Annotated in this window: 22 protein-coding genes, 1 tRNA gene, 1 pseudogene and 1 riboswitch; of the genes and pseudogenes, 14 read left to right on the top strand and 10 right to left on the bottom strand. The window is 59.6% G+C overall.

From position 1 onward, the window contains the following. Together PHF15_RS15555 and PHF15_RS15550 are read left to right on the top strand one after the other, a co-directional pair. Nucleotides 1-119, top strand: a pseudogene (locus PHF15_RS15555) (IS30 family transposase); the annotation flags it as partial. A gap of 233 nt (nucleotides 120-352) precedes the next feature. Continuing rightward, nucleotides 353-532 carry a hypothetical protein gene (locus PHF15_RS15550; protein ID WP_300122544.1) on the top strand — a complete coding sequence of 60 codons (180 nt, stop codon included), beginning with the start codon at nucleotides 353-355 and terminating at the stop codon, nucleotides 530-532. Nucleotides 533-540: 8 nt separating this feature from the next. Here PHF15_RS15550 and PHF15_RS15545 read toward each other — a convergent pair whose 3' ends face one another. Further along, entirely contained in the window at nucleotides 541-1,011 is a 471-nt protein-coding gene (locus PHF15_RS15545) for an SRPBCC family protein (RefSeq protein WP_300122541.1), read from the bottom strand. A 150-nt stretch (nucleotides 1,012-1,161) separates the two neighbouring features. Here PHF15_RS15545 and PHF15_RS15540 point away from each other — a divergent pair, with 150 nt between their 5' ends. The 11 genes from PHF15_RS15540 to PHF15_RS15490 all read left to right on the top strand — a co-directional run bounded on the left by PHF15_RS15540 (nucleotide 1,162) and on the right by PHF15_RS15490 (nucleotide 10,615). Continuing rightward, the gene (locus PHF15_RS15540) at nucleotides 1,162-2,109 is read left to right on the top strand and encodes a tRNA-dihydrouridine synthase (protein WP_300122546.1); all 948 of its coding nucleotides are present in this window, start codon (nucleotides 1,162-1,164) and stop codon (nucleotides 2,107-2,109) included. A gap of 70 nt (nucleotides 2,110-2,179) precedes the next feature. Further along, nucleotides 2,180-4,300, top strand: coding sequence for an excinuclease ABC subunit UvrB (uvrB, locus tag PHF15_RS15535; RefSeq protein WP_300122538.1), 2,121 nt, complete (start codon nucleotides 2,180-2,182; stop codon nucleotides 4,298-4,300). 122 nt (nucleotides 4,301-4,422) lie between these two features. Continuing rightward, on the top strand, nucleotides 4,423-4,959 hold the full coding sequence (locus PHF15_RS15530; protein WP_300122535.1) for a Fe-S cluster assembly transcription factor: 537 nt from the start codon (nucleotides 4,423-4,425) through the stop codon (nucleotides 4,957-4,959). A 27-nt stretch (nucleotides 4,960-4,986) separates the two neighbouring features. Beyond that, nucleotides 4,987-6,207, top strand: coding sequence for an IscS subfamily cysteine desulfurase (locus tag PHF15_RS15525; protein ID WP_300122533.1), 1,221 nt, complete (start codon nucleotides 4,987-4,989; stop codon nucleotides 6,205-6,207). Nucleotides 6,208-6,220: 13 nt separating this feature from the next. Then, complete coding sequence (gene iscU, locus PHF15_RS15520; protein WP_300122531.1) at nucleotides 6,221-6,619, top strand: Fe-S cluster assembly scaffold IscU; 399 nt, start codon at nucleotides 6,221-6,223, stop codon at nucleotides 6,617-6,619. Nucleotides 6,620-6,684: 65 nt separating this feature from the next. After that, a complete protein-coding gene (iscA, locus tag PHF15_RS15515; RefSeq protein WP_300122529.1) occupies nucleotides 6,685-7,008 on the top strand; it encodes an iron-sulfur cluster assembly protein IscA in 324 nt (107 codons plus the stop codon). Then, nucleotides 7,005-7,523, top strand: a complete 519-nt coding sequence (gene hscB / locus PHF15_RS15510) for a Fe-S protein assembly co-chaperone HscB (RefSeq protein ID WP_300122528.1) — start codon at nucleotides 7,005-7,007, stop codon at nucleotides 7,521-7,523. Before iscA ends, hscB begins: the two co-directional genes overlap by 4 nt. A 7-nt stretch (nucleotides 7,524-7,530) precedes the next feature. Further along, the gene (gene hscA, locus PHF15_RS15505; RefSeq protein ID WP_300122526.1) at nucleotides 7,531-9,387 is read left to right on the top strand and encodes a Fe-S protein assembly chaperone HscA; all 1,857 of its coding nucleotides are present in this window, start codon (nucleotides 7,531-7,533) and stop codon (nucleotides 9,385-9,387) included. 61 nt (nucleotides 9,388-9,448) lie between these two features. Further along, the gene (fdx, locus tag PHF15_RS15500; protein WP_300122524.1) at nucleotides 9,449-9,787 is read left to right on the top strand and encodes an ISC system 2Fe-2S type ferredoxin; all 339 of its coding nucleotides are present in this window, start codon (nucleotides 9,449-9,451) and stop codon (nucleotides 9,785-9,787) included. After that, nucleotides 9,787-10,515 (top strand): DNA polymerase III subunit epsilon, encoded by a 729-nt coding sequence (dnaQ, locus tag PHF15_RS15495; RefSeq protein ID WP_300122522.1) that lies wholly within the window; start codon nucleotides 9,787-9,789, stop codon nucleotides 10,513-10,515. The genes fdx and dnaQ overlap by 1 nt, the downstream gene beginning before the upstream one ends. Before the next feature lie 25 nt (nucleotides 10,516-10,540). Then, nucleotides 10,541-10,615 (top strand) — tRNA-Val (locus PHF15_RS15490). A 165-nt stretch (nucleotides 10,616-10,780) separates the two neighbouring features. Here the strand turns inward: PHF15_RS15490 and PHF15_RS15485 are convergent. The 8 genes from PHF15_RS15485 to PHF15_RS15450 form a co-directional block, all read right to left on the bottom strand. Beyond that, nucleotides 10,781-12,067 (bottom strand): prepilin-type N-terminal cleavage/methylation domain-containing protein, encoded by a 1,287-nt coding sequence (locus PHF15_RS15485; protein ID WP_300122520.1) that lies wholly within the window; start codon nucleotides 12,065-12,067, stop codon nucleotides 10,781-10,783. Nucleotides 12,068-12,084: 17 nt separating this feature from the next. Further along, entirely contained in the window at nucleotides 12,085-13,455 is a 1,371-nt protein-coding gene (locus tag PHF15_RS15480) for a pilus assembly PilX N-terminal domain-containing protein (RefSeq protein WP_300122518.1), read from the bottom strand. Further along, nucleotides 13,452-14,216, bottom strand: coding sequence for a hypothetical protein (locus tag PHF15_RS15475; protein ID WP_300122516.1), 765 nt, complete (start codon nucleotides 14,214-14,216; stop codon nucleotides 13,452-13,454). Before PHF15_RS15475 ends, PHF15_RS15480 begins: the two co-directional genes overlap by 4 nt. Further along, nucleotides 14,216-14,668 carry a type IV pilin protein gene (locus tag PHF15_RS15470; RefSeq protein WP_300122515.1) on the bottom strand — a complete coding sequence of 151 codons (453 nt, stop codon included), beginning with the start codon at nucleotides 14,666-14,668 and terminating at the stop codon, nucleotides 14,216-14,218. The genes PHF15_RS15475 and PHF15_RS15470 overlap by 1 nt, the downstream gene beginning before the upstream one ends. Nucleotides 14,669-14,764: 96 nt before the next feature. Then, a complete protein-coding gene (locus PHF15_RS15465; protein WP_300122513.1) occupies nucleotides 14,765-15,364 on the bottom strand; it encodes a GspH/FimT family pseudopilin in 600 nt (199 codons plus the stop codon). A gap of 110 nt (nucleotides 15,365-15,474) precedes the next feature. After that, the gene (gene nrdR / locus PHF15_RS15460; RefSeq protein ID WP_300122511.1) at nucleotides 15,475-15,924 is read right to left on the bottom strand and encodes a transcriptional regulator NrdR; all 450 of its coding nucleotides are present in this window, start codon (nucleotides 15,922-15,924) and stop codon (nucleotides 15,475-15,477) included. A gap of 7 nt (nucleotides 15,925-15,931) precedes the next feature. Further along, entirely contained in the window at nucleotides 15,932-17,179 is a 1,248-nt protein-coding gene (gene glyA / locus PHF15_RS15455) for a serine hydroxymethyltransferase (RefSeq protein WP_300122510.1), read from the bottom strand. 21 nt (nucleotides 17,180-17,200) lie between these two features. Next, nucleotides 17,201-17,330: riboswitch (ZMP/ZTP riboswitch) on the bottom strand. A 17-nt stretch (nucleotides 17,331-17,347) separates the two neighbouring features. Next, a complete protein-coding gene (locus PHF15_RS15450; protein WP_300122508.1) occupies nucleotides 17,348-18,202 on the bottom strand; it encodes a lytic transglycosylase domain-containing protein in 855 nt (284 codons plus the stop codon). Between the two features lie 439 nt (nucleotides 18,203-18,641). Between PHF15_RS15450 and PHF15_RS15445 the strand changes: the two genes are divergently transcribed. Then, nucleotides 18,642-21,407 (top strand): DUF349 domain-containing protein, encoded by a 2,766-nt coding sequence (locus PHF15_RS15445; protein WP_300122506.1) that lies wholly within the window; start codon nucleotides 18,642-18,644, stop codon nucleotides 21,405-21,407. A gap of 4 nt (nucleotides 21,408-21,411) precedes the next feature. Here PHF15_RS15445 and PHF15_RS15440 read toward each other — a convergent pair. Next, a partial coding sequence (locus tag PHF15_RS15440) for a UDP-2,3-diacylglucosamine diphosphatase (RefSeq protein ID WP_300122504.1) occupies nucleotides 21,412-21,952 on the bottom strand: 541 nt, incomplete at its 5' end.

Genomic DNA, 21,952 nt, shown 5'->3' with positions numbered 1-21,952 from the left:
ATTACACACAAGCACAGCTAAATGCAGTGGCCAGGAAGCTCAATGAGAGGCCTCGGAAAACTCTAAACTACGAAACGCCTGCTGAACAATTCAGCCAACTTGTTGCATCGACCGGTTGAATCCAAGGTCGGGACCAGCCCATCAGGCAAAAAACCTGAACGGCTCTTATGGGTCTTGACCAGTCCTACCATGCGCTCCTTCAAGGTGCCATCAATGCGGATGGTGGTGGTTGGCCTGGTCAAATTTTAAAACTTGATGTCAAAGAGGTCTTACTGCTGAATCGCAACGAGTTCAATCACTTTCAGAGGCCGACTCAAACAAGGCTATCAGCGAACCAGCGCTGGTTGAAGGCGTGCAACTGTCGGATGCAGCCCTGGCTGAAACCTACCGTCTCACCAAAGGCTACCCTTATTTCATCCAGGGGTGGGGTTATGAAACGGGCCATGCCAAACTTTATCGCCAAAGATTGACGGAATTTACCCTTGCCCTGATTTTCAGCGCCCGCGTGCAGGCGGGCAGCCAGCTCAAATAACGGGTGAATTACACCTCGCCGCCAAAGTGCCGGGTGAGGTTGTCAATGTACTGCTCCACCAGCTTTTCGAACTCGGCTTCGACCACCGGGGCGATCATTTTTTTCATCAGGCCGGGCAGGGGCAGGGTGAGCTCGCCCTGAAGCTTGAGCACCAGATGGGTGGATTTTTTCCTGTCGGTGATTTTCCAGGAGCCCGACACCAGCGCGTTGCCTTCGCCTTGCACCGGTGTCCAGAGCACGCTGCCCTTGGCTCTATTGGACGTGTATCTGGACGCGTAAATGGTTTGCAGGCTGATCTGGGCGATGCCGATCTTGGACATTTCCCAGCGATAAACGCCATCACCCAGGTCCACCAGGCGATCTACTTTGGGGAAAAAGCTGGCTGATTTGGGCACGTCGGACAGGGTGTCGAAAACGGCGGCATAGTCGGCCTTGACGGCAAATTCGTAACCCAGATCGATGTTGACAATGATGGCCATGTGCGGTGTTCCGGAAGGGGTTAAAAAAGGGTGACTGTACGGACCGCCGTCGTTTCTGTCAAAACCGGGGCATAGCGCCCGACAATCCGGGGCTCATCCCTCATTTTCGACTTACCCCGCGTGCCCCAACTTACTCTGCTACTTGCTCCCATGGAGGGCTTGCTCGACTTTGTCCTGCGAGACATCCTGACGCGCGTGGGTGGGGTGGACCGCTGTGTGTCGGAGTTCATCCGCGTCACCGGCACCCTCTTTCCCGAGCGCGTTTTTTTGCGCTATGTGCCAGAGCTATTGACCGGCTGCAAGACCGCAGCGGGCGTGCCGGTGCGGCCGCAGTTGCTCGGCTCTGACGTGGTCTGTCTGGCCGACAACGCGGCGCGGCTCGCTGAGATGGGGGCCGAGGGCATTGACCTGAACTTTGGTTGCCCGTCGCCGGTGGTAAACCGGCACCGGGGCGGCTCGGCCTTGCTCGAGGAGCCCGAGTTGTTGTTCCAGATTGTGTCTGGCGTGCGACGGGCCGTGCCAGCGCACCTGCCGGTGTCGGCCAAGATGCGGCTTGGTCTGCATGACGACAGCCGCGCCGAAGCCTGCGCCCTGGCCATTGAGGCGGCTGGTGCTTCTGAACTGGTGGTGCACGCGCGCACCAAGGCGCACGGCTACCGGCCGCCCGCCTATTGGGAGCGTATTGCCGACATCCGCCAGGTGGTGCGCTTGCCGCTGGTGGCCAATGGCGAAATCTGGACGGTGGCTGACGCGCTGCGTTGCCAGCAGGTGTCGGGTTGCCAGAGCCTGATGCTGGGGCGTGGCATGGTGGCCAACCCGGCGCTGGCGCGCGGCATTCGGGCCGCGTTGGGGGCAGATTCCGCGTCGGCCAAGCTGAGTTGGCCGCAGCTCATGGCGCTGATTGCTGAATTCTGGCGGCTGGTCTGTGCGTACCTGGAGCGCGACCAGCAAACCGGGCGCCTGAAGCAGTGGCTCAATCTGTTGCGGCGGGTCTATCCGGAGGCACAAACGGCTTTTGCGGCGGTGCGCACCTTCCATGACCCGGCCGATGTGGCGCGCTGGTTTAAGGCGCAAGCACTACCTGGTGTCGGGGCTTGAGCCCGGCCAGCCTGTGGTTGACGGATGCTTTCGGTAATATTCGCCCTGATTTGAATTTTGAGCCTGCTGAATGTCTGAACCCCTGACCCTGGCCGTGAGCGACGCTGCCGAGCGCCCGCGCGTCGGCACGTTTGTGCGCTACCCCGACTCGCCCTTTGAGTTGTACCAACCCTATCCGCCCGCCGGCGACCAGCCCGAGGCCATCAACCAGTTGGTGGATGGTGTCAACGACGGCGAAGTGTTTCAAACGCTGCTGGGTGTGACGGGCTCGGGCAAGACCTTCACCATGGCCAACGTGATTGCGCGCCTGGGGCGACCGGCCATCGTGTTTGCGCCCAACAAAACGCTGGCGGCGCAGTTGTACAGCGAATTCCGCGAGTTCTTCCCGAAAAATGCGGTCGAATATTTCGTCAGCTACTACGACTACTACCAGCCAGAGGCCTATGTGCCGCAGCGCGACCTGTTCATCGAAAAAGACTCGGCCATCAACGAGCACATCGAGCAGATGCGGCTGTCGTGCACCAAGAGCGTGCTGGAGCGCCGCGATGTGGTCATCGTGGCCACGGTGTCGGCCATCTACGGCATTGGCCAGCCCGAGGCCTATCACAAGATGGTGATGACGCTGCGCGCGGGCGACAAAATGGGCCAGCGCGACATGATTGCGCAACTGGTGCGCATGCAGTACCAGCGCAACGACATCGACTTTTCGCGCGGTGCCTTTCGGGTGCGCGGCGACACCATCGACATTTTTCCGGCCGAGCACAGTGAGATGGCGATCCGCGTTGAGCTGTTTGATGACGAGATCGAGAGCCTGCAGCTGTTCGACCCGCTCACCGGGCGCATCCGGCAAAAGATTCCGCGCTTTACCGTGTACCCCAGCAGCCATTACGTCACACCGCGTGAACAGGTTTTGAGTGCGGTGGAAGCGATCAAGATCGAGCTGGCTGACCGCATCAAGGAATTTGTGAGTCAGGGCAAGCTGGTGGAAGCGCAGCGCATCGAGCAGCGCACCCGGTTTGATCTGGAAATGCTCAGCGAAGTGGGTCACTGCAAGGGCATCGAAAACTACAGTCGCCATCTCAGTGGCGCCGCGCCCGGCGCACCGCCCGCCACGCTGACCGACTACCTGCCCAAGGACGCAGTCATGTTTCTGGACGAGTCCCATGTGCTGATCGGCCAATTTGGCGGCATGTACAACGGCGACCGCTCGCGCAAGACCACACTGGTCGAGTACGGCTTTCGGTTGCCCAGCGCGCTCGACAACCGGCCGCTCAAGTTTGAAGAGTTCGAGACCAGGATGCGCCAGGCTATTTTTGTTTCGGCCACGCCGGCCCAGTGGGAGAAAGACCATGCCGGCCAGGTAGTGGAACAACTGGTGCGCCCCACCGGACTGGTGGATCCCGAAGTGGAGGTGCGCCCGGCCACCAGCCAGGTCGATGACGTGCTGCAGGAAATCCGTATCCGCGTGGACAAGCATGAGCGGGTGCTGATCACCACGCTGACCAAACGCATGGCCGAGCAGCTGACGGATTATTTGAGTGACAACGGCGTCAAGGTGCGTTACCTGCACAGCGACATCGACACCGTGGAGCGGGTCGAGATTTTGCGCGACCTGCGCCTGGGCACCTTTGACGTGCTGGTGGGCATCAACCTGCTGCGCGAGGGGTTGGATATTCCCGAGGTGTCGCTGGTGGCGATATTGGACGCCGACAAGGAGGGCTTTTTGCGCTCCGAACGCTCGCTGATCCAGACCATCGGCCGCGCCGCCCGCAATGTGGAGGGGCGAGCCATTTTGTACGCCGACAAGGTGACCGAGTCAATGCGCAAAGCCATCGACGAGACCCGGCGCCGCCGTGCCAAGCAGGTGGCGCACAACCTGGCGCATGGCATCACGCCGCGCAGCATTGTCAAGGAGGTGCGCGACCTGATCGATGGGGTTTACAGCGAAAAGGCGGGTAAAGAGGCTGAGAAACTGGAGCGCGATGCCATGCAGCGCGCCCAGGTGGAAGACATGAGCGAGAAAGGCATCTCGCGCGAGATCAAGCGTCTGGAAAAACTCATGATGGAGCACGCACGCAACCTGGAGTTCGAGAAGGCCGCACGGGTGCGCGATCAACTGGCCATTTTGAAGGAGCAGGCCTTTGGCGCGGCGGGCAGCGACAACGTGGTGGCGCTGGTGGCGGGCAAATAACCTTATTAAATTACTGAGCAGTCTATTTACCCGACTAAAACGCTTGGTTTCTGGTTATACTGTGTTCCGTTGTCTGGCTTGAACATCAATTCAAGCAATAACAAAACTTCAGGAGTGTTGCCATGCGTTTAACTACCAAGGGCCGTTTTGCGGTCACTGCCATGATTGATCTGGGCTTGCGCCAATCGGCCGGCCCCGTTACCCTGGCTGCCATCAGCCAGCGTCAACAAATATCCCTTTCTTATCTGGAACAATTGTTCGGCAAGCTGCGCCGCAACGCGCTGGTGGAATCCACCCGCGGCCCTGGTGGCGGCTACACGCTGGCGCGCGCGCCAGCCGACATCACGGTGGCCGAGATCATCACCTCGGTCGATGAGCCCATCGACGCCACCCAGTGCGGTGGCAAGGAAAACTGCCTGGGCGAGGGCGCGCGCTGCATGACGCATGAGCTGTGGTCTTCGCTGAATGTCAAAATGGTCGAATTTTTGGACTCGGTCAGCCTGCAAAAACTGGTCGATGACCAACTGGCCAAAGGCTTTCAGATGGAAGAAAAACCCAACGTCAAGCGCGCCATCTCCAGCATGCCGGTGATGAAGCCGATCCGCATCAACGCTCCCAATTCGGTGTTTGCGCTGGGTGCCAGCTATGCCAAGATGTAATTGACAAATCAGACAAGAGAATCCAACATGGACAGCACCCCGCATTTCCCCATTTACATGGACTACAGCGCCACCAACCCCTGCGATCAGCGGGTGGTGGACGCCATGATCCCCTGGCTGCATAACCACTTTGGCAACCCGGCATCGCGCAGCCACGCCTGGGGCTGGGAGGCCGAAGCCGCCGTCGAGACCGCCCGCGAGCAAGTGGCGGCCCTGATCGGCGCCGACCCGCGCGAAATCGTCTGGACCTCGGGCGCCACGGAGTCCAACAACCTGGCACTCAAGGGCGCGGCGCACTTTTACCAGTCCAAGGGCAAACACATCATCACGGTCAAGACCGAGCACAAGGCCGTGCTCGACACCTGCCGTGAGCTGGAGCGCCAGGGCTTCGAGGTGACTTACCTTGACGTGCAAGCCGACGGCCTGGTCAATCTGGATGCCTTCAAGGCCGCCATTCGGCCCGACACCATTCTGGCCAGCGTGATGTACGTCAACAATGAAATTGGCGTGATTCAGGACGTGGCAGCCATTGGTGCCATTTGCCGTGAAAAAGGCGTGGTATTCCATGTGGATGCGGCGCAGGCCACAGGCCGTGTGGCGTTTGACATCAGCAAAATGCCCATCGACCTGATGAGCCTGACCGCTCACAAAACATACGGCCCCAAGGGCATCGGCGCGCTGTTCGTGCGGCGCAAGCCCCGTATCCGCATCGAGGCGCAAATGCACGGCGGCGGCCACGAGCGCGGCATGCGCTCGGGCACGCTGCCCACGCATCAGATCGTTGGCATGGGCGAGGCTTACCGCATCGCCAAGGATGAAATGGCCGGCGAACTGGTCAAGATTCAGGCCCTACACGACCGCATGATTGCCGGCCTGGAGGGCATCGAGCAAGTGTTCATCAACGGCCACCTGACGCAGCGCGTGCCGCACAACCTGAACATCAGCTTCAACTACGTCGAAGGCGAGTCGCTGATCATGGGCATCAAGGGGCTGGCTGTCTCAAGCGGCTCGGCCTGCACCTCTGCCAGTCTGGAGCCCAGCTATGTATTGCGCGCCCTGGGCCGCAGCGATGAGCTGGCCCACAGCAGTCTGCGCATGACCATTGGCCGCTGGACCACCGAAGAAGAGATTGACTACGCGGTGGCCACCATCAAGGAAAATGTGGCGCGCCTGCGTGAGCTCAGCCCGCTGTGGGACATGTACAAAGAAGGTATTGATATCAGCACCATTCAATGGGCTGCTCATTAAAGGAGAAATCAAAATGGCATATTCAGAAAAAGTGGTAGATCACTACGAACATCCCCGCAACGTGGGCTCTTTTGACAAGGGCGACGACTCGGTCGGCACCGGAATGGTCGGCGCGCCGGCTTGTGGCGACGTGATGAAGTTGCAGATCAAGGTCAACCCCGAGACCGGCGTGATCGAAGACGCACGCTTCAAGACCTACGGCTGTGGTTCGGCCATTGCCTCGTCGTCGCTGGTCACCGAGTGGGTCAAGGGCAAGACGCTGGAGCAGGCCTCCGCGCTAAAAAACAGTGAGATTGCTGAAGAACTGGCGCTGCCACCTGTCAAAATCCATTGTTCGATTTTGGCCGAGGACGCCATCAAGGCGGCCGTCAACGACTACCGCCAAAAGCATACTGAAACACAAACTCACTAAAAACGCCAGACTGCCTGTGCCCGAAAGCGCATGGCAGCCTGTCACCGACCTGGATTGTTACCAAAATGGCTGTGACGCTGACCGAAGCCGCTGCCCGGCACGTGACCCGCTACCTGACCAAACGCGGTCAGGGCGTGGGCGTGCGCCTGGGTGTCAAAACCACCGGTTGTTCCGGCATGGCCTACAAGCTGGAATACGTCGATGAGATCGGCCCTGAAGACCTGGTGTTCGAAGGCCATGGCGTCAAGGTCCTGATCGACCCCAAAAGTCTTGCCTACCTGGACGGCACCGAGCTCGACTTTGTCCGCGAAGGCTTGAACGAAGGATTCAAGTTCAACAACCCAAAAGAGCGTGATCGCTGCGGCTGTGGTGAATCGTTTCGCGTGTGAATCTCCAATCTGACGACTTCGAGCTGTTCGGTCTGGAACAGCATTTCAAGCAGGACCGCGCGGTGCTCGACGCCCGCTGGAAAGACCTGCAGCGCCAGGCGCACCCCGACAAGTTCACCGCTCAGGGTGCTGCTGCCCAGCGCGTGGCCATGCAGTGGTCGGTGCGCATCAACGAAGCCTACCAGCGCCTGAAAGATCCTTTGAGGCGGGCCGCTTATTTGTGCGAACTGCACGGTGCACCGGTCAATGCCGAGAACAACACCGCCATGCCGGCATCTTTCCTGATGCAGCAAATGCAGTGGCGCGAAGAACTCGATGAGGCTGTGAGTGCCGAAGAGCTGGCGCAAATCAGCCAGCAGTGTCGCCAGGCCGAGCTTGAGACGCTTTTTGCAATAGAGCAATTGCTGGACCAGTCGCAAGACTACGCCGCCGCCGTGGCGCAAGTCAGGGCGCTGATGTTCATCGAGCGCTTTGCCGCCGATGTCAATGACCGGCTTGACAGGATAGAAACTTGACACCCCCATGGCTTTACTTCAAATCTCCGAACCGGGGCAAACGCCCAACCCGCACGAGCGGCGCATTGCCATTGGCATCGACCTGGGCACCACCCATTCGCTGGTGGCCAGCGTGCGCCATGGCGTGGCCGAATGCCTGCCTGACAGTCAAGGGCGGGTAATCCTGCCGTCGGTGGTGCGTTATCTGGCCGGCGGTGGCCGCCAGATTGGCGATGAGGCCGTCGTGGGCGGCGTGGGCGACCCCGAGAACACCATTGCTTCGGTCAAGCGTTTCATGGGCCGCAGCCTCAAGGACGTAGCGCTGGCTACCAAGCTGCCCTATCATTTTGTCGACCACCCCGGCATGCTGGGCCTGCAGACCGTGCAGGGCGAAAAGTCCCCGGTCGAAGTGAGCGCCGACATTCTGGCCACGCTGCGTTACCGCGCCGAGGACACGTTCAACGCCGACCTGTACGGCGCGGTGATCACCGTGCCGGCCTACTTCGACGACGCCCAGCGCCAAGCCACCAAGGACGCGGCGCAACTGGCCGGTCTTAACGTTCTGCGCCTGATCAACGAACCCACCGCCGCAGCCATCGCCTACGGCCTGGACAACGCGAGCGAGGGCATTTACGCCATTTACGACCTGGGCGGCGGCACCTTCGACATCTCCATCCTCAAACTCACCCAGGGCGTGTTCGAGGTGGTGGCCACCGGCGGCGACTCGGCGCTGGGCGGCGACGATTACGACCACTTGCTGGCCGACTTTGTGCTGGCGCAAACCGGCACGGCCGTAGCCAAAGCCACCGACAAAGCAGCGCTCAAAGCCGCAGCGCGCGCCTGCAAGGAGGCTTTGACGGATGCGGCGTCAGCCACTTTCAGCGCACAATTGACAGAGGCTGACATCAGCTTTGGCGTCAAACGCTCAGACTTCGAAGCCGCCACCCAGGTGCTCACCAACCGCACGTTGCAAGCGGTGCGCAAAGCGCTGCGCGACGCCAAATTGGCGGCCGACGAGGTCAAAGGCGTGGTGATGGTCGGCGGCTCCACCCGCATGCCGCAAATTCAAAATGCCGTGGCGCAGTTTTTTGGCCAGACACCGCTGACCAACCTCAATCCCGACGAGGTGGTGGCACTGGGCGCGGCCATTCAGGCAAACCAGCTGGCCGGCAATAACCCGGGCGGCGACCTGTTGCTGCTCGACGTGATTCCGCTGTCATTGGGCATCGAGACCATGGGCGGACTGGCTGAGCGCATCGTGTTGCGTAACGAGACCATCCCCACCGCCAAGGCGCAAGACTTCACCACCTACATCGACGGCCAGACCGCGCTGGCGCTGCACGTGGTGCAGGGCGAGCGTGACCTGGTGGCCGACTGCCGCAGCCTGGCGCGCTTCGAACTGCGCGGCATTCCGCCGATGGCCGCGGGGGCGGCACGTATTCGCGTCACCTTCACCGTGGATGCCGACGGCCTGTTGAGTGTGTCGGCGCGTGAACAGGGCAGCGGCGTGGAGGCACAAATTGCCGTCAAACCGTCGTACGGTCTGGGTGACGAACAGATTGCCCGCATGCTGCAAGAGAGTTTTACCACCGCCGAGGCCGACATGCAGGCCCGCGCCGTGACCGAGGCGCGTGTCGATGCCGACCGCATGATTCTGGCCACCGTGAGCGCGCTGACTGCCGACGGCGACCTGCTCGACGACGCCCAGCGCGCCGACATCGACCGCCTGATGCAGAACGTGCAGGCCGCGCGCACTTTGGAGGACGCCAAGGCCATAGAAGCCATCACCCTGCAATTGGCCAAGGGCACCGAAGCCTTTGCCGCCATGCGCATGAACCGTGGCATCCAGAAAGCCTTGTCCGGCAAAAACATTGCAACAATATAAAACCTTGTGGGTCAGACCACTTTGCGCAGCAAACGTGCTCTGACACCAACTAATTAAGCTTATGCCCATCATCAAAATCCTGCCCCACGCCGAATACTGCCCGCAGGGCGCCGAGGTGTCCGCCCCCGCCGGCACCTCCATTTGCGAAGCCCTGCTGGACAACCACATCAACATCGAGCACGCCTGCGAAATGAGCTGCGCCTGCACCACCTGCCACGTCATCGTGCGCGAAGGCTTTGAGTCTTTGGTGCCGTCTGAAGAGAACGAAGACGACCTGCTGGACCAGGCCTGGGGCCTGGAGCCCAACTCTCGCCTGAGCTGCCAGGCCATTCTGGCGCAGAAGAACCTGGTGATCGAAATCCCCAAATACTCCATCAACCATGCCAAAGAGGGCCATTAATGCGCCAGGTTTTCCTCGACACCGAAACCACGGGCCTGTCGGCCGACAACGGCGACCGCATCATCGAGATCGGTTGTGTCGAGATGCTGCACCGCAAGCTCACCGGCAACAACCGCCACATCTACGTCAACCCGGGCCGCGACAGCCACGAGGAGGCGCTCAAGGTGCACGGCATCACCAGCGAATTCCTCAAGGACAAGCCCAAGTTTTCAGAAGTAGCCCAGGATCTGCTCGACTACCTGAAAGACGCGCATGTGGTCATTCACAACGCGCCGTTTGACCTGGGCTTTTTGAACATGGAGCTGGCGCTGGTCAAGCTGCCGGCGGTCAAAAGCGTGGTGGCCAGCGTCACCGACACGCTGGTCATGGCCAAGGAGATTTTTCCGGGCAAGCGCAACTCGCTCGACGCCCTTTGCGATCGCTTGGAGGTGGACAACTCGGGCCGCACGTTGCACGGCGCGCTGCTCGACGCCGAACTGCTGGCCGACATGTACATCAACCTCACGCGCGGGCAAAATACCCTGCTGATGGACGAGGGGCCAGCCACAGACGCCAATGGCTTTCGTGTCAGCGGGCTGGATTTGAGCCAGTTCGTGCTGCCGGTAATCAGCGCCAGCGAGCAGGAAATGGCAGCGCACGAAGATGTGTTGACGCAGATTGACGCGTCCAGCAAAGCCAAGACAATTTGGCGCACCGCAGAGAAGAAAACGCCCGAATTTGTGACATAATTTGCCTCTTTCCTGAACAGGAAAAGGGCGGTTAGCTCAGGGGTAGAGCACTGCATTCACACTGCAGGGGTCGCAAGTTCGAAACTTGCACTGCCCACCAAAAACAATGCGAAAGCGTTAAAAAGCTCGGAAGTCCTCGTGGCTACGGGCTTTTTTCTTGGAGGTTCAGCCAAGTACATCTGGGGCTTCCGGAGATGCAAAGGCTGTTGGCATCCGTCGGGACAGTGCCACTCGTATTGCCCCTGCCGCCCTACATGATGGTGTACTACTGGGCGGTGCCAAGCAGTGGGCAATCGGCGGCATGGTTTGTGTTGGACGCCGATCTGCAATCCTGATGCAGCACGCCCGTGGAAACACCAGCTACTGTCATTGAACCCGGGCAGACAGGGGCGGCACTGCTGGTGGCGTTACCTGTCGTGGCTATCAAATAATTCTGTTGGTCGATTGACTTGTTGACTTCAACATAGGGCTGAATGTTCTGCTGGTTGGGATCTGTCAGAAAGTTGTTTGCCGTGTATTGGTAACGGCATACAAAATATTGGTTGTTGGCGCCATGCCATAAAGAGGGTCCCGCGAGGAGAATGGTGCCCGACCAGTTGTAGGGGCCATTCACGGTCAGAGCGGTTGATGGACTCGTGAGAGGGATCACACACAGGTAGTATTTGTAATTGGCAATGGTTTCACCTGAATTTTGATCGATGGCGTTACCAAACCGGCAGGTGATGGTTGTGCTACCGGCGGCGTTGCGGAATATCCCGGAGTGATCAATCCCCAAACCAGTGCTGATGGCAGTCCATTCGGTATTGGAGACAGAACTGTCACGGGCCACATAACCAGAAACGAGAAACCCATTGATGGTGACGCAGTTACTTGTCTCGGAGTCTGTCAATGTCGAAACAATCTCTGCCGTGGTGGAATCGTCTTCTAAAGCTGGTGTGCAAACCTGAACCGCTTCGCCAGAAATATTACCAAGCAGGACGAATTTGTCAGATTCGAAACTCACGGCGCTTTTTCCGTTACCGAGATCAATTGCAAAAATCGGGATGTCCAGATTTCGGTTTTTAGGTCGTTTCAGATTGGTATTTTCGGGTAGCGGAAAACCGAGGAAACCTGAATCTGCCGGATCGGTCTTGGAGAGAACGGTTGACAGTGAAGCCGCTTGAGCTTGACCGGCCCTGTCAGTCCAGCCAACGCCAACCGTCAAGTTGCGCATGGGGCCGCCAATGGCACCACCAAGGGTCCAACTGCGGGTATAGACGGCGTTGGTCGTGATGGTGTCAGTGCCGTTAGTCAACGCATTCCAGTTCAGGGCGGTGCCGCTGGCAGTCCCTTGACCGACGAGCGTTGCTGCAATACCTGTATAAGACCTGAAAAATTCGATTTTTTCCTGGGCAAGCCGCACTGCCTCGGTGCGTTGCCTGGCATCATCTGCATTGCGGGACAGGGATATCTGCATGCCTGAGAGCGACAAAATCCCGAAGCCCATGATGATCATGGAAATCAGGGACTCGATGATGGTAAAACCAGTCTGTCCACGCTTGCTGATGTTCATGGTATTCATGGTGTGCCTTAGCTGCAGGTGATAACGGGTGGATTGGCGCTACTGGCCGTGCATCGGTCGGTCCAACTGCCTGGCACTCGCACCAGTGTCCCCGTTGAACGGCGCACCGCCCTGAGCACATCCGGATCAAACACAAGGGTGCCATTGCCGTTGTTGTTGTATGCAGCGCAGGTGACCAAGGCGCCATGAATATCAGCCGTACCTGTGCCAAGATCATTGACGTTGGCAGAGTTGGAAAAAATCATGCCATAAATGTCAATGTTTCCATTGACTTCAAATCCCGACGCCGATACCAGGGTAACCGGATCACTGACTGAACCCAAGCCGCCACTGCTGTGATTGCGGGCGAAGCCGTCCGGAAAGTAAAAGGAACGCCAGCCATCGGTATAAGCCGAGTCAACCAGGCCGCCGCAGGTATTTGCTGAGGCGCAGCCTGGAATGGTTTTGGTGGTTGGAGCGGCTGCATATTGCGCAATCGTGGAACCAAAGTAGGCGCCAAACATCGCCGATTTGCTGCAGGTTGGGTCGGAACTCGACAAGGCAGCCAAGGTGGCATCGTTGCCAACCACTGCATTTGCCACGGGTTGCCCAGGAATGCTGGTATACGAGGTGCCATTGCTCTGGGTAATGACACCTCCGGCGTTCACCAGAATGCCGCCAGTCTTCAAATCACGGTTCACGATGTTGAGGGAGCCGCCGACTGCGCATGTGGTGCCACAGGTGAGCGGTGATGCGGGCGCGGCGCGGAGCAGGGGGCGCAGCTTGAGGATGGCTGAGACGGTTGCAGTCGCATCAGAATTGCCAGTCGTGCTGGGTGTGCAGGCGCCACTCTGCGCTGTGCAACCTGTTGCAATGACGCGAACAGCTTCGGGATCGGATATCGCTGCAAAAGAGACGGTGAAACCAGGTAGCGCGTCGGTACCAAGGCTGGCAGTGGCGCTACCACTGCTGGGAACAATTGGGCAACTGCAAGTCAAAATGCTGCCATCGACTTTGCAGCCCGGGTAAGTTGTGGTTGCAGGCAAAATATTCGTGGCATTCGCTGAACCACTGGCCCACGCAGTCTGGACGTATCTGCGCCGGAACGAAATATTGGTGCTGGTAAAAAAATCACAATTGGCATCGATGTCGTATGCTGAGTTGAGCATTCCGGTTGCCCATTCCATGCCTGCCTCGGCAATTTCCAGAGCCGCCGTTGAGCGCAACTGGTTGGCAGATGTTTTTTGCTCAAATAGGATGTTGCGGTTCAAATACAGCATGATGATGGACGTGCTGAACAGCAAAATCATAGTCATCAGCAGTGTCCCTGCACCGCGCAGGCGTCTGCATTGGCTGGGTTGACGTATAGGTTGTTGCATCTGCTGGACCTCGATGCTCATGCTGGACAGGTGCCGATCATGGCGTCATTGCGCACCCGTACCTGCGAATGCAGGGTGCGACTGACCGCCGCGTCGGTCTTTGAGGTGCCAGTCAGCGTCAAGTTGTAGCTGCGCACCTGAATCCTGGGGCAAGTGGGTGCCGTGGCCGTGTCTGTACAGGGCTTGGCACAGGCGGCGCGGACGTCAATGGTGGTCTCGGTCGGCGTGATCACGAAGGCAGGGATGATCAAAATGTCGGTATTGGTGAGTGTTTGCCATGATTCACCCATATTCATCTGAATGGCTTTGCTCGTTGTGTTCAGTCTGAAGCCAAACGCTTCAGTGGTGTTGTCAAGCGCGTTATTTTCAACGGCATCTCGCGTGTAGGCGTAATTGACTTGGATTGAGCCGCCCACTGTTACCGCTGAATATGGGTTCGGCTGGGTGATGCTTGCGCTGCCGGTGGCCACGGTACCCGCTAGCGAGTTGCCCCAATAAGCTCCCCTGCGCAAATCACGGGAGATCAAATCCATGGTCGCGCGTAGATCCTGATTGATCCGGGTTTCAAGCAGAAGACGCCGCGAATTGGTCACGCTATTGACAAGCATGGCGCTTGCACCTGCCAGGATGAATAGACCAATGGCAATACCAATCAGTAATTCGACAATCGACAAGCCTTGAGAAAGACGCCTGGACTTGGATCGTTTGTTCTGCTGGAAGCAGTCACTTACCCCCGCAAAAGCTGGCAAGGCGATCAGTGTGAAGCCAGACTTGTGACGCATTACTGGCTCCAGCATTCCGTCGGAGTATTGACCGCCGATCCGTTGGTGACCGTCACTGTCAGGGTGGTGCAGCCCGTGTCGCCGGTTTGGCTTTTGCCACTGACTCCAGTTGCAGTTGCAACGTAACCGGTAGCCGTGTTGGAGCTGATTGCCAGTGTGTAATAGCCGCCGGATGTTGTCGACGAAAGACCAAACCCGTTTGGCGGCGCTGCTGATAACGCGGACGTATAGGTTGGTGCGTTGGCTCTCCAGCGCTCCTGCGTCTGTTGCACTTGCGACAAAGCCTGTACGGCATCGGAGCGGCGACTCTTTCGAACTTGCGACATATAGTTTGGGTAGGCGAGGCTGGCCAATATGGCAACAATCGCAACAGTGATCATCACTTCGATCACGGTAAAACCATTGACCTTTGAGGAGCAGCGATCATTTCGATTGGAAGTCAGGCAAGTCATATGCATCACTTTGGAATCAACATCCTGAAATAGATCAGTTTGTTCATGCCGTCAGTCAGGTGGGGTACGCCGTTTATCCGAGAAAGAAGTCTCGATTCAACAAACTTTATAGCCGCTTACTTTTCCCTGGGGTGAGCAAGTTCGGGTGCGCCCCATGATATTGACCACCTGCCGGATCGAATTGCCGCTTTGCCCAATGACGTTGATCGACCCGGAAGGTGTGGTGGTGCCGCGACTGGGATCAAAAAGCATGGACGTCACATTGGATTGCAGCCTGACGCCAAGCGCTGTGGCCAATCCAACGCTTTTCTGGATTGAATTGGTCGTGTCGCCGCACTGTGCCGAGCCGTTGCTGTTGCAGGTGCAGTCAGAGGCATTTCCGCTGTGAATCAAATAGCATGTGCCACCCGCATCGGTGCCGAAACTGATGCGCAGCCCCCGATTGTGTGCGACTGATTCACTTCGAACAAAATGGATGTCCGTGACAAGGGCCATTGCATAGCCCTCAAGTCGATAGCGCTCCTGAAATCCTTGGTATGACGGTATCGCCAAACTGGCTAAAACGCCCAAAATTCCCAGCACTACGATGACCTCGATCAAGGTCATACCGTACTGTTTTAGAAGCCTTGCAGGTGTGATGTCAAGGTGCCATCTGAAGGCAATAATTTCGATCGGAATAGCTTGTTGTCCCAGCATGGCGTTCTCTTGTTGGAAGCGAAGCTGTTCATCCTAGGGACATTAACGGTCAGCGTATATCCCCCAAATGGGGGGAAATGTTGTTGGATTTTCAAAGGGAAGCAGCCAATTCAGCGCCCTACCTCATCCACCAGCGTCCTGAAGTCGTCGATGTCTTCAAAGCTGCGATAGACACTGGCAAAGCGCACATAGGCCACTTTGTCGAGTTTTTTGAGCTCATACATCACCAGTTCACCAATGCGGGTGGACAGCACTTCGCGCAGGCCCAGGTTCAGCAGTTTTTCTTCGATGCGTTCCACCGCACCGTCGACCTGCTCGGTGCTCACCGGGCGCTTGCGCAGCGCCAGGTTCATGGAGGCCTGCAGTTTGGCGCGCTCGTATTCGATGCGGCGGCCGTCTTTTTTGACAATGGCCGGAAAGGTGACATCGGGACGCTCGTAGGTGGTAAAACGTTTGTCGCACGCGGCGCAACGGCGGCGGCGGCGGATAAAGCCCCCGTCTTCAGACTCCCGTGTTTCCACCACCTGGGTGTCGGGATGGCTGCAGAAGGGGCATTTCATGACGAGGTTAAGCGGAGTACACCGGAAAGCGCGCCGTCAGTGCGTTGACTTTGGCGCGCACGGCGGCAATGTTGGCCTCGTCGCGCGGGTTGTCGAGCACGTCGGCGATCAGGTGGGCGGTCAGACGGGCTTCTTCGTCCTTGAAGCCGCGCGTGGTCATGGCAGGGGTGCCCACGCGCACGCCGCTGGTGACCATGGGTTTTTCGGGGTCGTTGGGGATGGCGTTCTTGTTGATGGTCATGTGCGCCGCACCCAGCACCGCTTCGGCTTCCTTGCCGGTGATGTTCTTGGAACGCAAATCGACCAGCATCACGTGGGATTCGGTGCGGCCGCTGACAATGCGCAGGCCGCGCTCGGTCAGCGTTTCGGCCACGATGCGGGCGTTGGTGAGCACTTGCTGCTGATAGACCTTGAACTCGGGCTGCAGGGCTTCCTTGAAAGCCACTGCCTTGGCCGCAATCACGTGCATCAGCGGGCCGCCTTGCAGGCCGGGGAAGATGGCGCTGTTGATGACTTTCTCAAACTGCGACTTCATCAAAATGATGCCGCCACGCGGGCCGCGCAGGCTCTTGTGGGTGGTGCTGGTCACAATGTCGGCGTGCGGCACCGGGTTGGGATAGACGCCGGCGGCAATCAGGCCGGCATAGTGCGCCATGTCCACCATGAAGATGGCGCCCACGTCTTTGGCCACCTTGGCAAAGCGCTCGAAGTCGATGCGCAGGCTGTAGGCGCTGGCGCCGGCAATGATCAGCTTGGGTTTGGACTCGTGGGCCTTGCGCTCCATCGCGTCGTAGTCGATGGCTTCATTGGCGTCCAGACCGTAGCTCACCACGTTGAACCATTTGCCGCTCATGTTCAGTGCCATGCCGTGCGTCAGGTGGCCGCCTTCGGCCAGGCTCATGCCCATGATGGTGTCGCCGGGCTTCAAAAACGCCAAGAACACCGCTTCGTTGGCAGAGGCGCCGCAATGCGGCTGCACATTGGCGGCTTCGGCGCCAAAGATTTGTTTGACGCGGTCAATCGCCAGTTGCTCGGCAATATCGACAAACTCGCAGCCGCCGTAGTAGCGCTTGCCGGGGTAGCCTTCGGCGTATTTGTTGGTGAGCTGGGTGCCCTGCGCGGCCATGACGGCGGGCGAGGCGTAGTTTTCGCTGGCGATCAGCTCGATGTGGTCTTGCTGGCGCTGGTTTTCGGATTGGATGGCGGCAAACAACTCGGGGTCGGTTTGCTCGATGAGAATGTTTCGGTTGAACATGGCAGTCCTTAAAGAAGTGGGTTAAGGTGCCCAGGCGAACGGCTGATCACAAAACCGCCGCTGGCTTTGTGGCACGCTCCCCTGTGGTGTTCCCACATCAACCGCCTGTCCTATCGGGAAAAGCAGCCTATCGCCAGTTGCGTGCGGGGCCGAGTTTAACTGACGCGGCTATTTCAGCGCCACGATGGCAGATTTGTCTGAAACAGTTGTCGGCGAGGCGCTGTCTGCCGGTGTGGCGGTGTCACTTGCCTCAGCTTTGCCAGCGAGTCCGGCGTTGGTCTCGCCAGAAGCCACCATCATCGGAACTTTTCGACCTTGCACCACCGACTGCAGTCTGGCGTACTCGGCCAGCACTTTGGCGGCGTAACCTCCATCGTCTTCCATGTTGGCCGCACCCACATAGTATTTCAGGCCACCCTCGACGGAGCCGGCCATGCGGATGCAGTCCTGCAGCACCTTCACGCCAACCTGCAGGTTGGCCAGCGGGTCGAAGGCAGCAAATTGACCGCCAAAGCTTTGGTACTTGTCGCTGTGGATCTTGGTCATGACCTGCATCAGGCCTTGCGCGCCCACATGGCTTTGGGCAAACGGATTAAAGCCGGACTCGACAGCCATCACGGCCAGGATCAGTGTGGGGTCGATCTTGACCCGCGCACCAACGCTGTAGGCCTCGGCCACCAGGGCGCTGATGGGCTCGGGTGCCACACGGTATTTTTTGCTTAGCCAGAAAGCCACGGCGGCTTGCTGCTTGGGCAATTCTTTGGGGTCGGCGGCGGTCGCGCGGTCGCTGGCTACCAGGTCGCTGACCACGCCACTTACTTCTTGCTGGCGCTCTTGCAACCAGCTGAACAGTTTGATTTCGCCAACTTGGCGCAACTCGGGACGGGCCACCAGGGCCATGACGGTAAATAAGACAGCCAGGCCGATCAAGGCAAAACTGTTGTGGGTAATTTGAAAAACGCCTTTGGTCAGGGCAGCTAGCGCTTGCCTCAGACTGGAACTCATGGTGTTAGATGCTGTCATAGCTTCTCCTTCTTGCGCGAGGGCTGACGCAACTTCAAGGCAGGCCTAAAAGTACATCAGAATCCCAAGCATGGGTTGTTACGCTATCAATATCCTGCGGTTCTTGCCCGGTGTTGCAGAGATTTGATGTTGCCGGGGTCGGCAGCGGGGTAGGGTTATCCCTTGATTTTGTCAAGGATGGCGGATTTTAGGGGGACTGAATATACCTAGTCAACCATATGGATTAAGTTTTATATTCTTAGAATGATTTAGAAATTTTGCCTGCCAAGGGAGTTTTGGCTCACGACGATGGCATGGTTTCAGGTTATCAGCTGCTTGAACTGCAAATTCAGATTGGTCTTAAATTGTTTTTTTGGGCGGGCGCCAAAACCCGGCGAAAATACGCGTTTACTCCCGCTGCCTAGCAGCGGGCAACTTCTCTATCTAGCGCGCGATGTCGATGTTCCCTTTTTCTACCCAAAGTAAAGCAGCTCCCACCCCTGACGCGCCTGCCGTCAGTGCCAAAACCCCCGATGCCCATCCGCTCGATGCCTTGACGCATGGCGCGTTTTCGGCGCAAACCTCGGGTGAACGCATGGCCTGCATCCGCGAGTGGCTGGCCAGCAGCCCGGGCAACGAGCAATTGCAGCAGGTGTTCAAGGAACTCAGCGGCAAGGACAAGGGTGCCGCCAAATTGCTGCGCGAGAAGCTCGATGAGATCAAGCGCAGCAAAACGCAGGCGACCATCGCGCTGGAATGGGCCGACAAAGCCCAGGCGCTGCTGGCCTTGAGCAAGCTCAATCTTGCCGATGCCCTGGCCTGGCAGCGCGATGCCGCCAAAGCTGGCGCGCCGCTGAGCAAGGAGCCGCTGGCCGGCCTGAAAGCGCAACTGGTCGAGCGCGTGCGCGCCATCGAAGATTTGCAGCACCGGGTGCAGGTGCAGCGCGAGGCGGCGGTGCTGCTGGCGCAGCGCATCGAGGTGCTGTCCACCAAACCCTGGACCGATGCCCAAGGCGCCCAGGAGGCGCTGGCCTTGGATGTGGCCCACTGGCAAACAGAGGCCGCGGCGCTGCAGGGCGACGCCAATTGGGCTAGTGTCGATGTGCGTTTTGTGTCGCAGTTGAACGATTCGCAGGCCCAGTTGCAACTGGTCTGGCAGGCTTTCCAGGAAGCCCTGGCGCTCACGGTGGCGGCATCCCAAGACGCCACGGCGCCGCTGCCCAAGGTGCCAGTGTGGGCCGACGAGCTGCGTGTGGCGCGCGGTTTGCCGCTGGAAGCCGTGGTAACGCCAGCCAAGCCCAGGGTGGACCCCGAGATTCGTGCCAAGGCAACGGCTTTTGTGGCCGAGGTGCTGGCCAAGCTTGAGCATGAAATGGCCCAGGGCCATGGCAAGGCCAGCGCCGGTGCCGCCAACGCCCTGCGCCAGGCGCTCAAGGACAATAGCCGTTTGATTGACGACAAGCTCGAAGCCCAGTCCCATGCGGCGCTGGTGGCAGCGGGTGAACTGGAGGGCTGGCAACGCTGGCGCGCCGACCAGTTGCGCGAAGAACTGGTGGCCAAGGCCGAAGGCTTGCTCAAGCGCCCCGAAGGCCAGGCCATCGGCGGGCGCAAGATGCAGGACCAGCTGCGTGGCTTGCGCGAGCAATGGAAGTTGACCGACCAGGGCGGTGTACCGAACCACGCGCTCTGGAAACGCTTTGACGAAGCCTGTAATGAAGCCCACAAGGTGGTGGAGGCCTGGCTGGAGAAAATGAAGGCCGAATCGGCGGAGCACCGCGCCCAGCGCCTGACGCTGATCGAAGAGGTCAAGGCTTGGGCCGAGGCCAACCGGGTGGCGCTGGACGACGACTGGAAGGGCTTTAGCCGCGTGCTGCACCAGTTTGGCGACCGCTGGCGCGAGTCCGGCCATATCGGCGAAAAAATGTTTGCCGAGTTGCAGCCGCTCTGGAAAGCCGCCATCGACCATGCTGCCGAGCCGCTGGAGAGCCTGCAAAAGCTCAGCCTTGAAGCGCGCCACGTCATGATCGAGGAGGCCAAGACCTTGGGCGCCGAAGCCATGCTGCGCATCGACGCCGTCAAGGCGCTGCAGCAGCGCTGGCAGGCCGAGGCGCATCGGGTCCCGATCGACCGCCGGCAGGAGCAAAAACTCTGGGACGCATTCCGCAAACCGATCGACGACGCCTTCAACCGCAAGACTACCGAGCGCGAGAAAGCCCAAGGCGCCTTGGGCGAGCGCGACCGCATCGTGCTGGACGCTTCCAAGGCGCTGCAAGCGGCCAATGCCTCGGGCGACGCGCAGGCCATTCGCAGCGCCATGAACGCGCTCGAAGCGGCGCTGTCCGGTCAGGCACTGGCGCAGGCGGCTGCGGCTGCTGCCGGGCCTGCCGAGGAAATCACGCCGGTTGCCCAGGCTGAAATTGCGCCGGCAGCGCGAGAGTCTTCATCGGCGTCAGAAGCGCCCGAAGCGGCTGCGACCGAAGGTGTTGCTGCCGAGGCTGCAGAAACTGCGCCGGTCGCTGAACCGGTCAAGCCGATGGCGCCGCCCAAGCGCGTGATTGCGATGCGCGGTGATGACCGTCCCGGCATGAAAAAAGAAGAACCCGCCGCCATGGGCCGCGGCGGCAAGTTTGGTGACCGCAAAGATGCCGGCCGACCCGGTGACCGCGACGGCGGGCGCGGTGCGCGCGGCCCGGGCCGCATGGAAGAGCGCGGCGGCCCGCGTGGCGACCGTTCAGATCGTCCGGCCTATGGCGAGCGCTCTGACGCGCCGCGTCTGGGTGATGCCGCCTTTCGGGCGCAGCGCGACGCGCTGGAACAAGCCCAGTTTGCGCTGCGCAAGCTCGCAGTCCAGGCACACGGTGAGGCCTTGACGCATTTGCTGGCGGCTTGGGAGGCGCGTGATGCGGCACAGGTGCCCGCAGTGCAGGAACTGGGCAACCGGGTCAGCCCGGCGGCGCGCGGGGACTGGGTCAAGGCACTGTCGCAGCCGGCGTCTGGCGATGCCGTCACCGCCTTGTTGCGGCTTGAGATGGCTGCCGAATTGCCCACACCGGCCGAGCAGATGAGTGCACGGCGCATGTACCAATTGCAGTTGCTGACCAGGCGCAACGACCCGGCACCGGCGCAAACCTGGGCGCAGGACGCGGCCACCGTGTTGGCATCGGCGTTCGACGCAACGCAGGTGCGCCGCCTGCAAAACGCGCTCAAGGTGTTGTTGAAGCCCTGAAGCTTCAGTCGCGGGTTGCCAGCGCCTCACGCCTGGGAGCGTGACCGGCCTGCAGTCGCAGCACTTCGAGCCGGGGTGGCTTGGCTGCAGCGTCCCAGTCGCTCAAGACCAGCCGGCGCCATGCAGGCAGCATGCTGCCACCCAGAAGGTGGTTTTTCGGCAAATGGGTGTGGCCGTGGATCAGCGTGCCGGCGCCGTTGGCCAGCAACCAGGCCCTGGCTTCGGCGGTATCCACATCGGCATAGCTGGCGCCACTGGTGTTGCGGGGTTGGCTTTTGGCACGAAGCACGCGCGCCAAGGCCTGGCGCTCGGCCAATGGCTTGGCCAGGATGGCTTGTTGCCACGCTGGGTTGCGTACCTGTTGTCGAAACTGCTGGTAGTCCACATCGTCGAGGCACAGTTCGTCGCCATGGGACAGCAGCCAGCGCTGGCCATCGAAGTCCAGCACCGTCGGGTCAGTCAGCAGCGTCATGCCACAGCCTTTGGCAAAGTCGTTGCCCAGCAAAAAGTCGCGGTTGCCGTGCATGAAATACACGGGCATGCGC

It is taken from the genome of Rhodoferax sp. (assembly GCF_028689295.1).
Lineage (GTDB): Bacteria > Pseudomonadota > Gammaproteobacteria > Burkholderiales > Burkholderiaceae_C > Rhodoferax.
This window is presented reverse-complemented; position numbering and strand designations above follow the sequence as displayed.

What these genes read in the sequence shown, in the direction of transcription:
- PHF15_RS15480 (WP_300122518.1), bottom strand. Translation starts at nt 13,455, where the DNA reads ATGAGCATCGAGGTCCAGCAGATGCAACAACCTATACGTCAACCCAGC.
- PHF15_RS15465 (WP_300122513.1), bottom strand. Translation starts at nt 15,364, where the DNA reads ATGCTGGGACAACAAGCTATTCCGATCGAAATTATTGCCTTCAGATGG.
- PHF15_RS15470 (WP_300122515.1), bottom strand. Translation starts at nt 14,668, where the DNA reads ATGACTTGCCTGACTTCCAATCGAAATGATCGCTGCTCCTCAAAGGTC.
- glyA (WP_300122510.1), bottom strand. Translation starts at nt 17,179, where the DNA reads ATGTTCAACCGAAACATTCTCATCGAGCAAACCGACCCCGAGTTGTTT.
- iscA (WP_300122529.1), top strand. Translation starts at nt 6,685, where the DNA reads ATGGCTGTGACGCTGACCGAAGCCGCTGCCCGGCACGTGACCCGCTAC.
- dnaQ (WP_300122522.1), top strand. Translation starts at nt 9,787, where the DNA reads ATGCGCCAGGTTTTCCTCGACACCGAAACCACGGGCCTGTCGGCCGAC.
- PHF15_RS15445 (WP_300122506.1), top strand. Translation starts at nt 18,642, where the DNA reads ATGTTCCCTTTTTCTACCCAAAGTAAAGCAGCTCCCACCCCTGACGCG.
- PHF15_RS15450 (WP_300122508.1), bottom strand. Translation starts at nt 18,202, where the DNA reads ATGACAGCATCTAACACCATGAGTTCCAGTCTGAGGCAAGCGCTAGCT.
- PHF15_RS15530 (WP_300122535.1), top strand. Translation starts at nt 4,423, where the DNA reads ATGCGTTTAACTACCAAGGGCCGTTTTGCGGTCACTGCCATGATTGAT.
- PHF15_RS15525 (WP_300122533.1), top strand. Translation starts at nt 4,987, where the DNA reads ATGGACAGCACCCCGCATTTCCCCATTTACATGGACTACAGCGCCACC.
- nrdR (WP_300122511.1), bottom strand. Translation starts at nt 15,924, where the DNA reads ATGAAATGCCCCTTCTGCAGCCATCCCGACACCCAGGTGGTGGAAACA.
- fdx (WP_300122524.1), top strand. Translation starts at nt 9,449, where the DNA reads ATGCCCATCATCAAAATCCTGCCCCACGCCGAATACTGCCCGCAGGGC.
- uvrB (WP_300122538.1), top strand. Translation starts at nt 2,180, where the DNA reads ATGTCTGAACCCCTGACCCTGGCCGTGAGCGACGCTGCCGAGCGCCCG.
- PHF15_RS15485 (WP_300122520.1), bottom strand. Translation starts at nt 12,067, where the DNA reads ATGAACATCAGCAAGCGTGGACAGACTGGTTTTACCATCATCGAGTCC.
- PHF15_RS15540 (WP_300122546.1), top strand. Translation starts at nt 1,162, where the DNA reads ATGGAGGGCTTGCTCGACTTTGTCCTGCGAGACATCCTGACGCGCGTG.
- iscU (WP_300122531.1), top strand. Translation starts at nt 6,221, where the DNA reads ATGGCATATTCAGAAAAAGTGGTAGATCACTACGAACATCCCCGCAAC.
- PHF15_RS15475 (WP_300122516.1), bottom strand. Translation starts at nt 14,216, where the DNA reads ATGCGTCACAAGTCTGGCTTCACACTGATCGCCTTGCCAGCTTTTGCG.
- PHF15_RS15545 (WP_300122541.1), bottom strand. Translation starts at nt 1,011, where the DNA reads ATGGCCATCATTGTCAACATCGATCTGGGTTACGAATTTGCCGTCAAG.
- hscA (WP_300122526.1), top strand. Translation starts at nt 7,531, where the DNA reads ATGGCTTTACTTCAAATCTCCGAACCGGGGCAAACGCCCAACCCGCAC.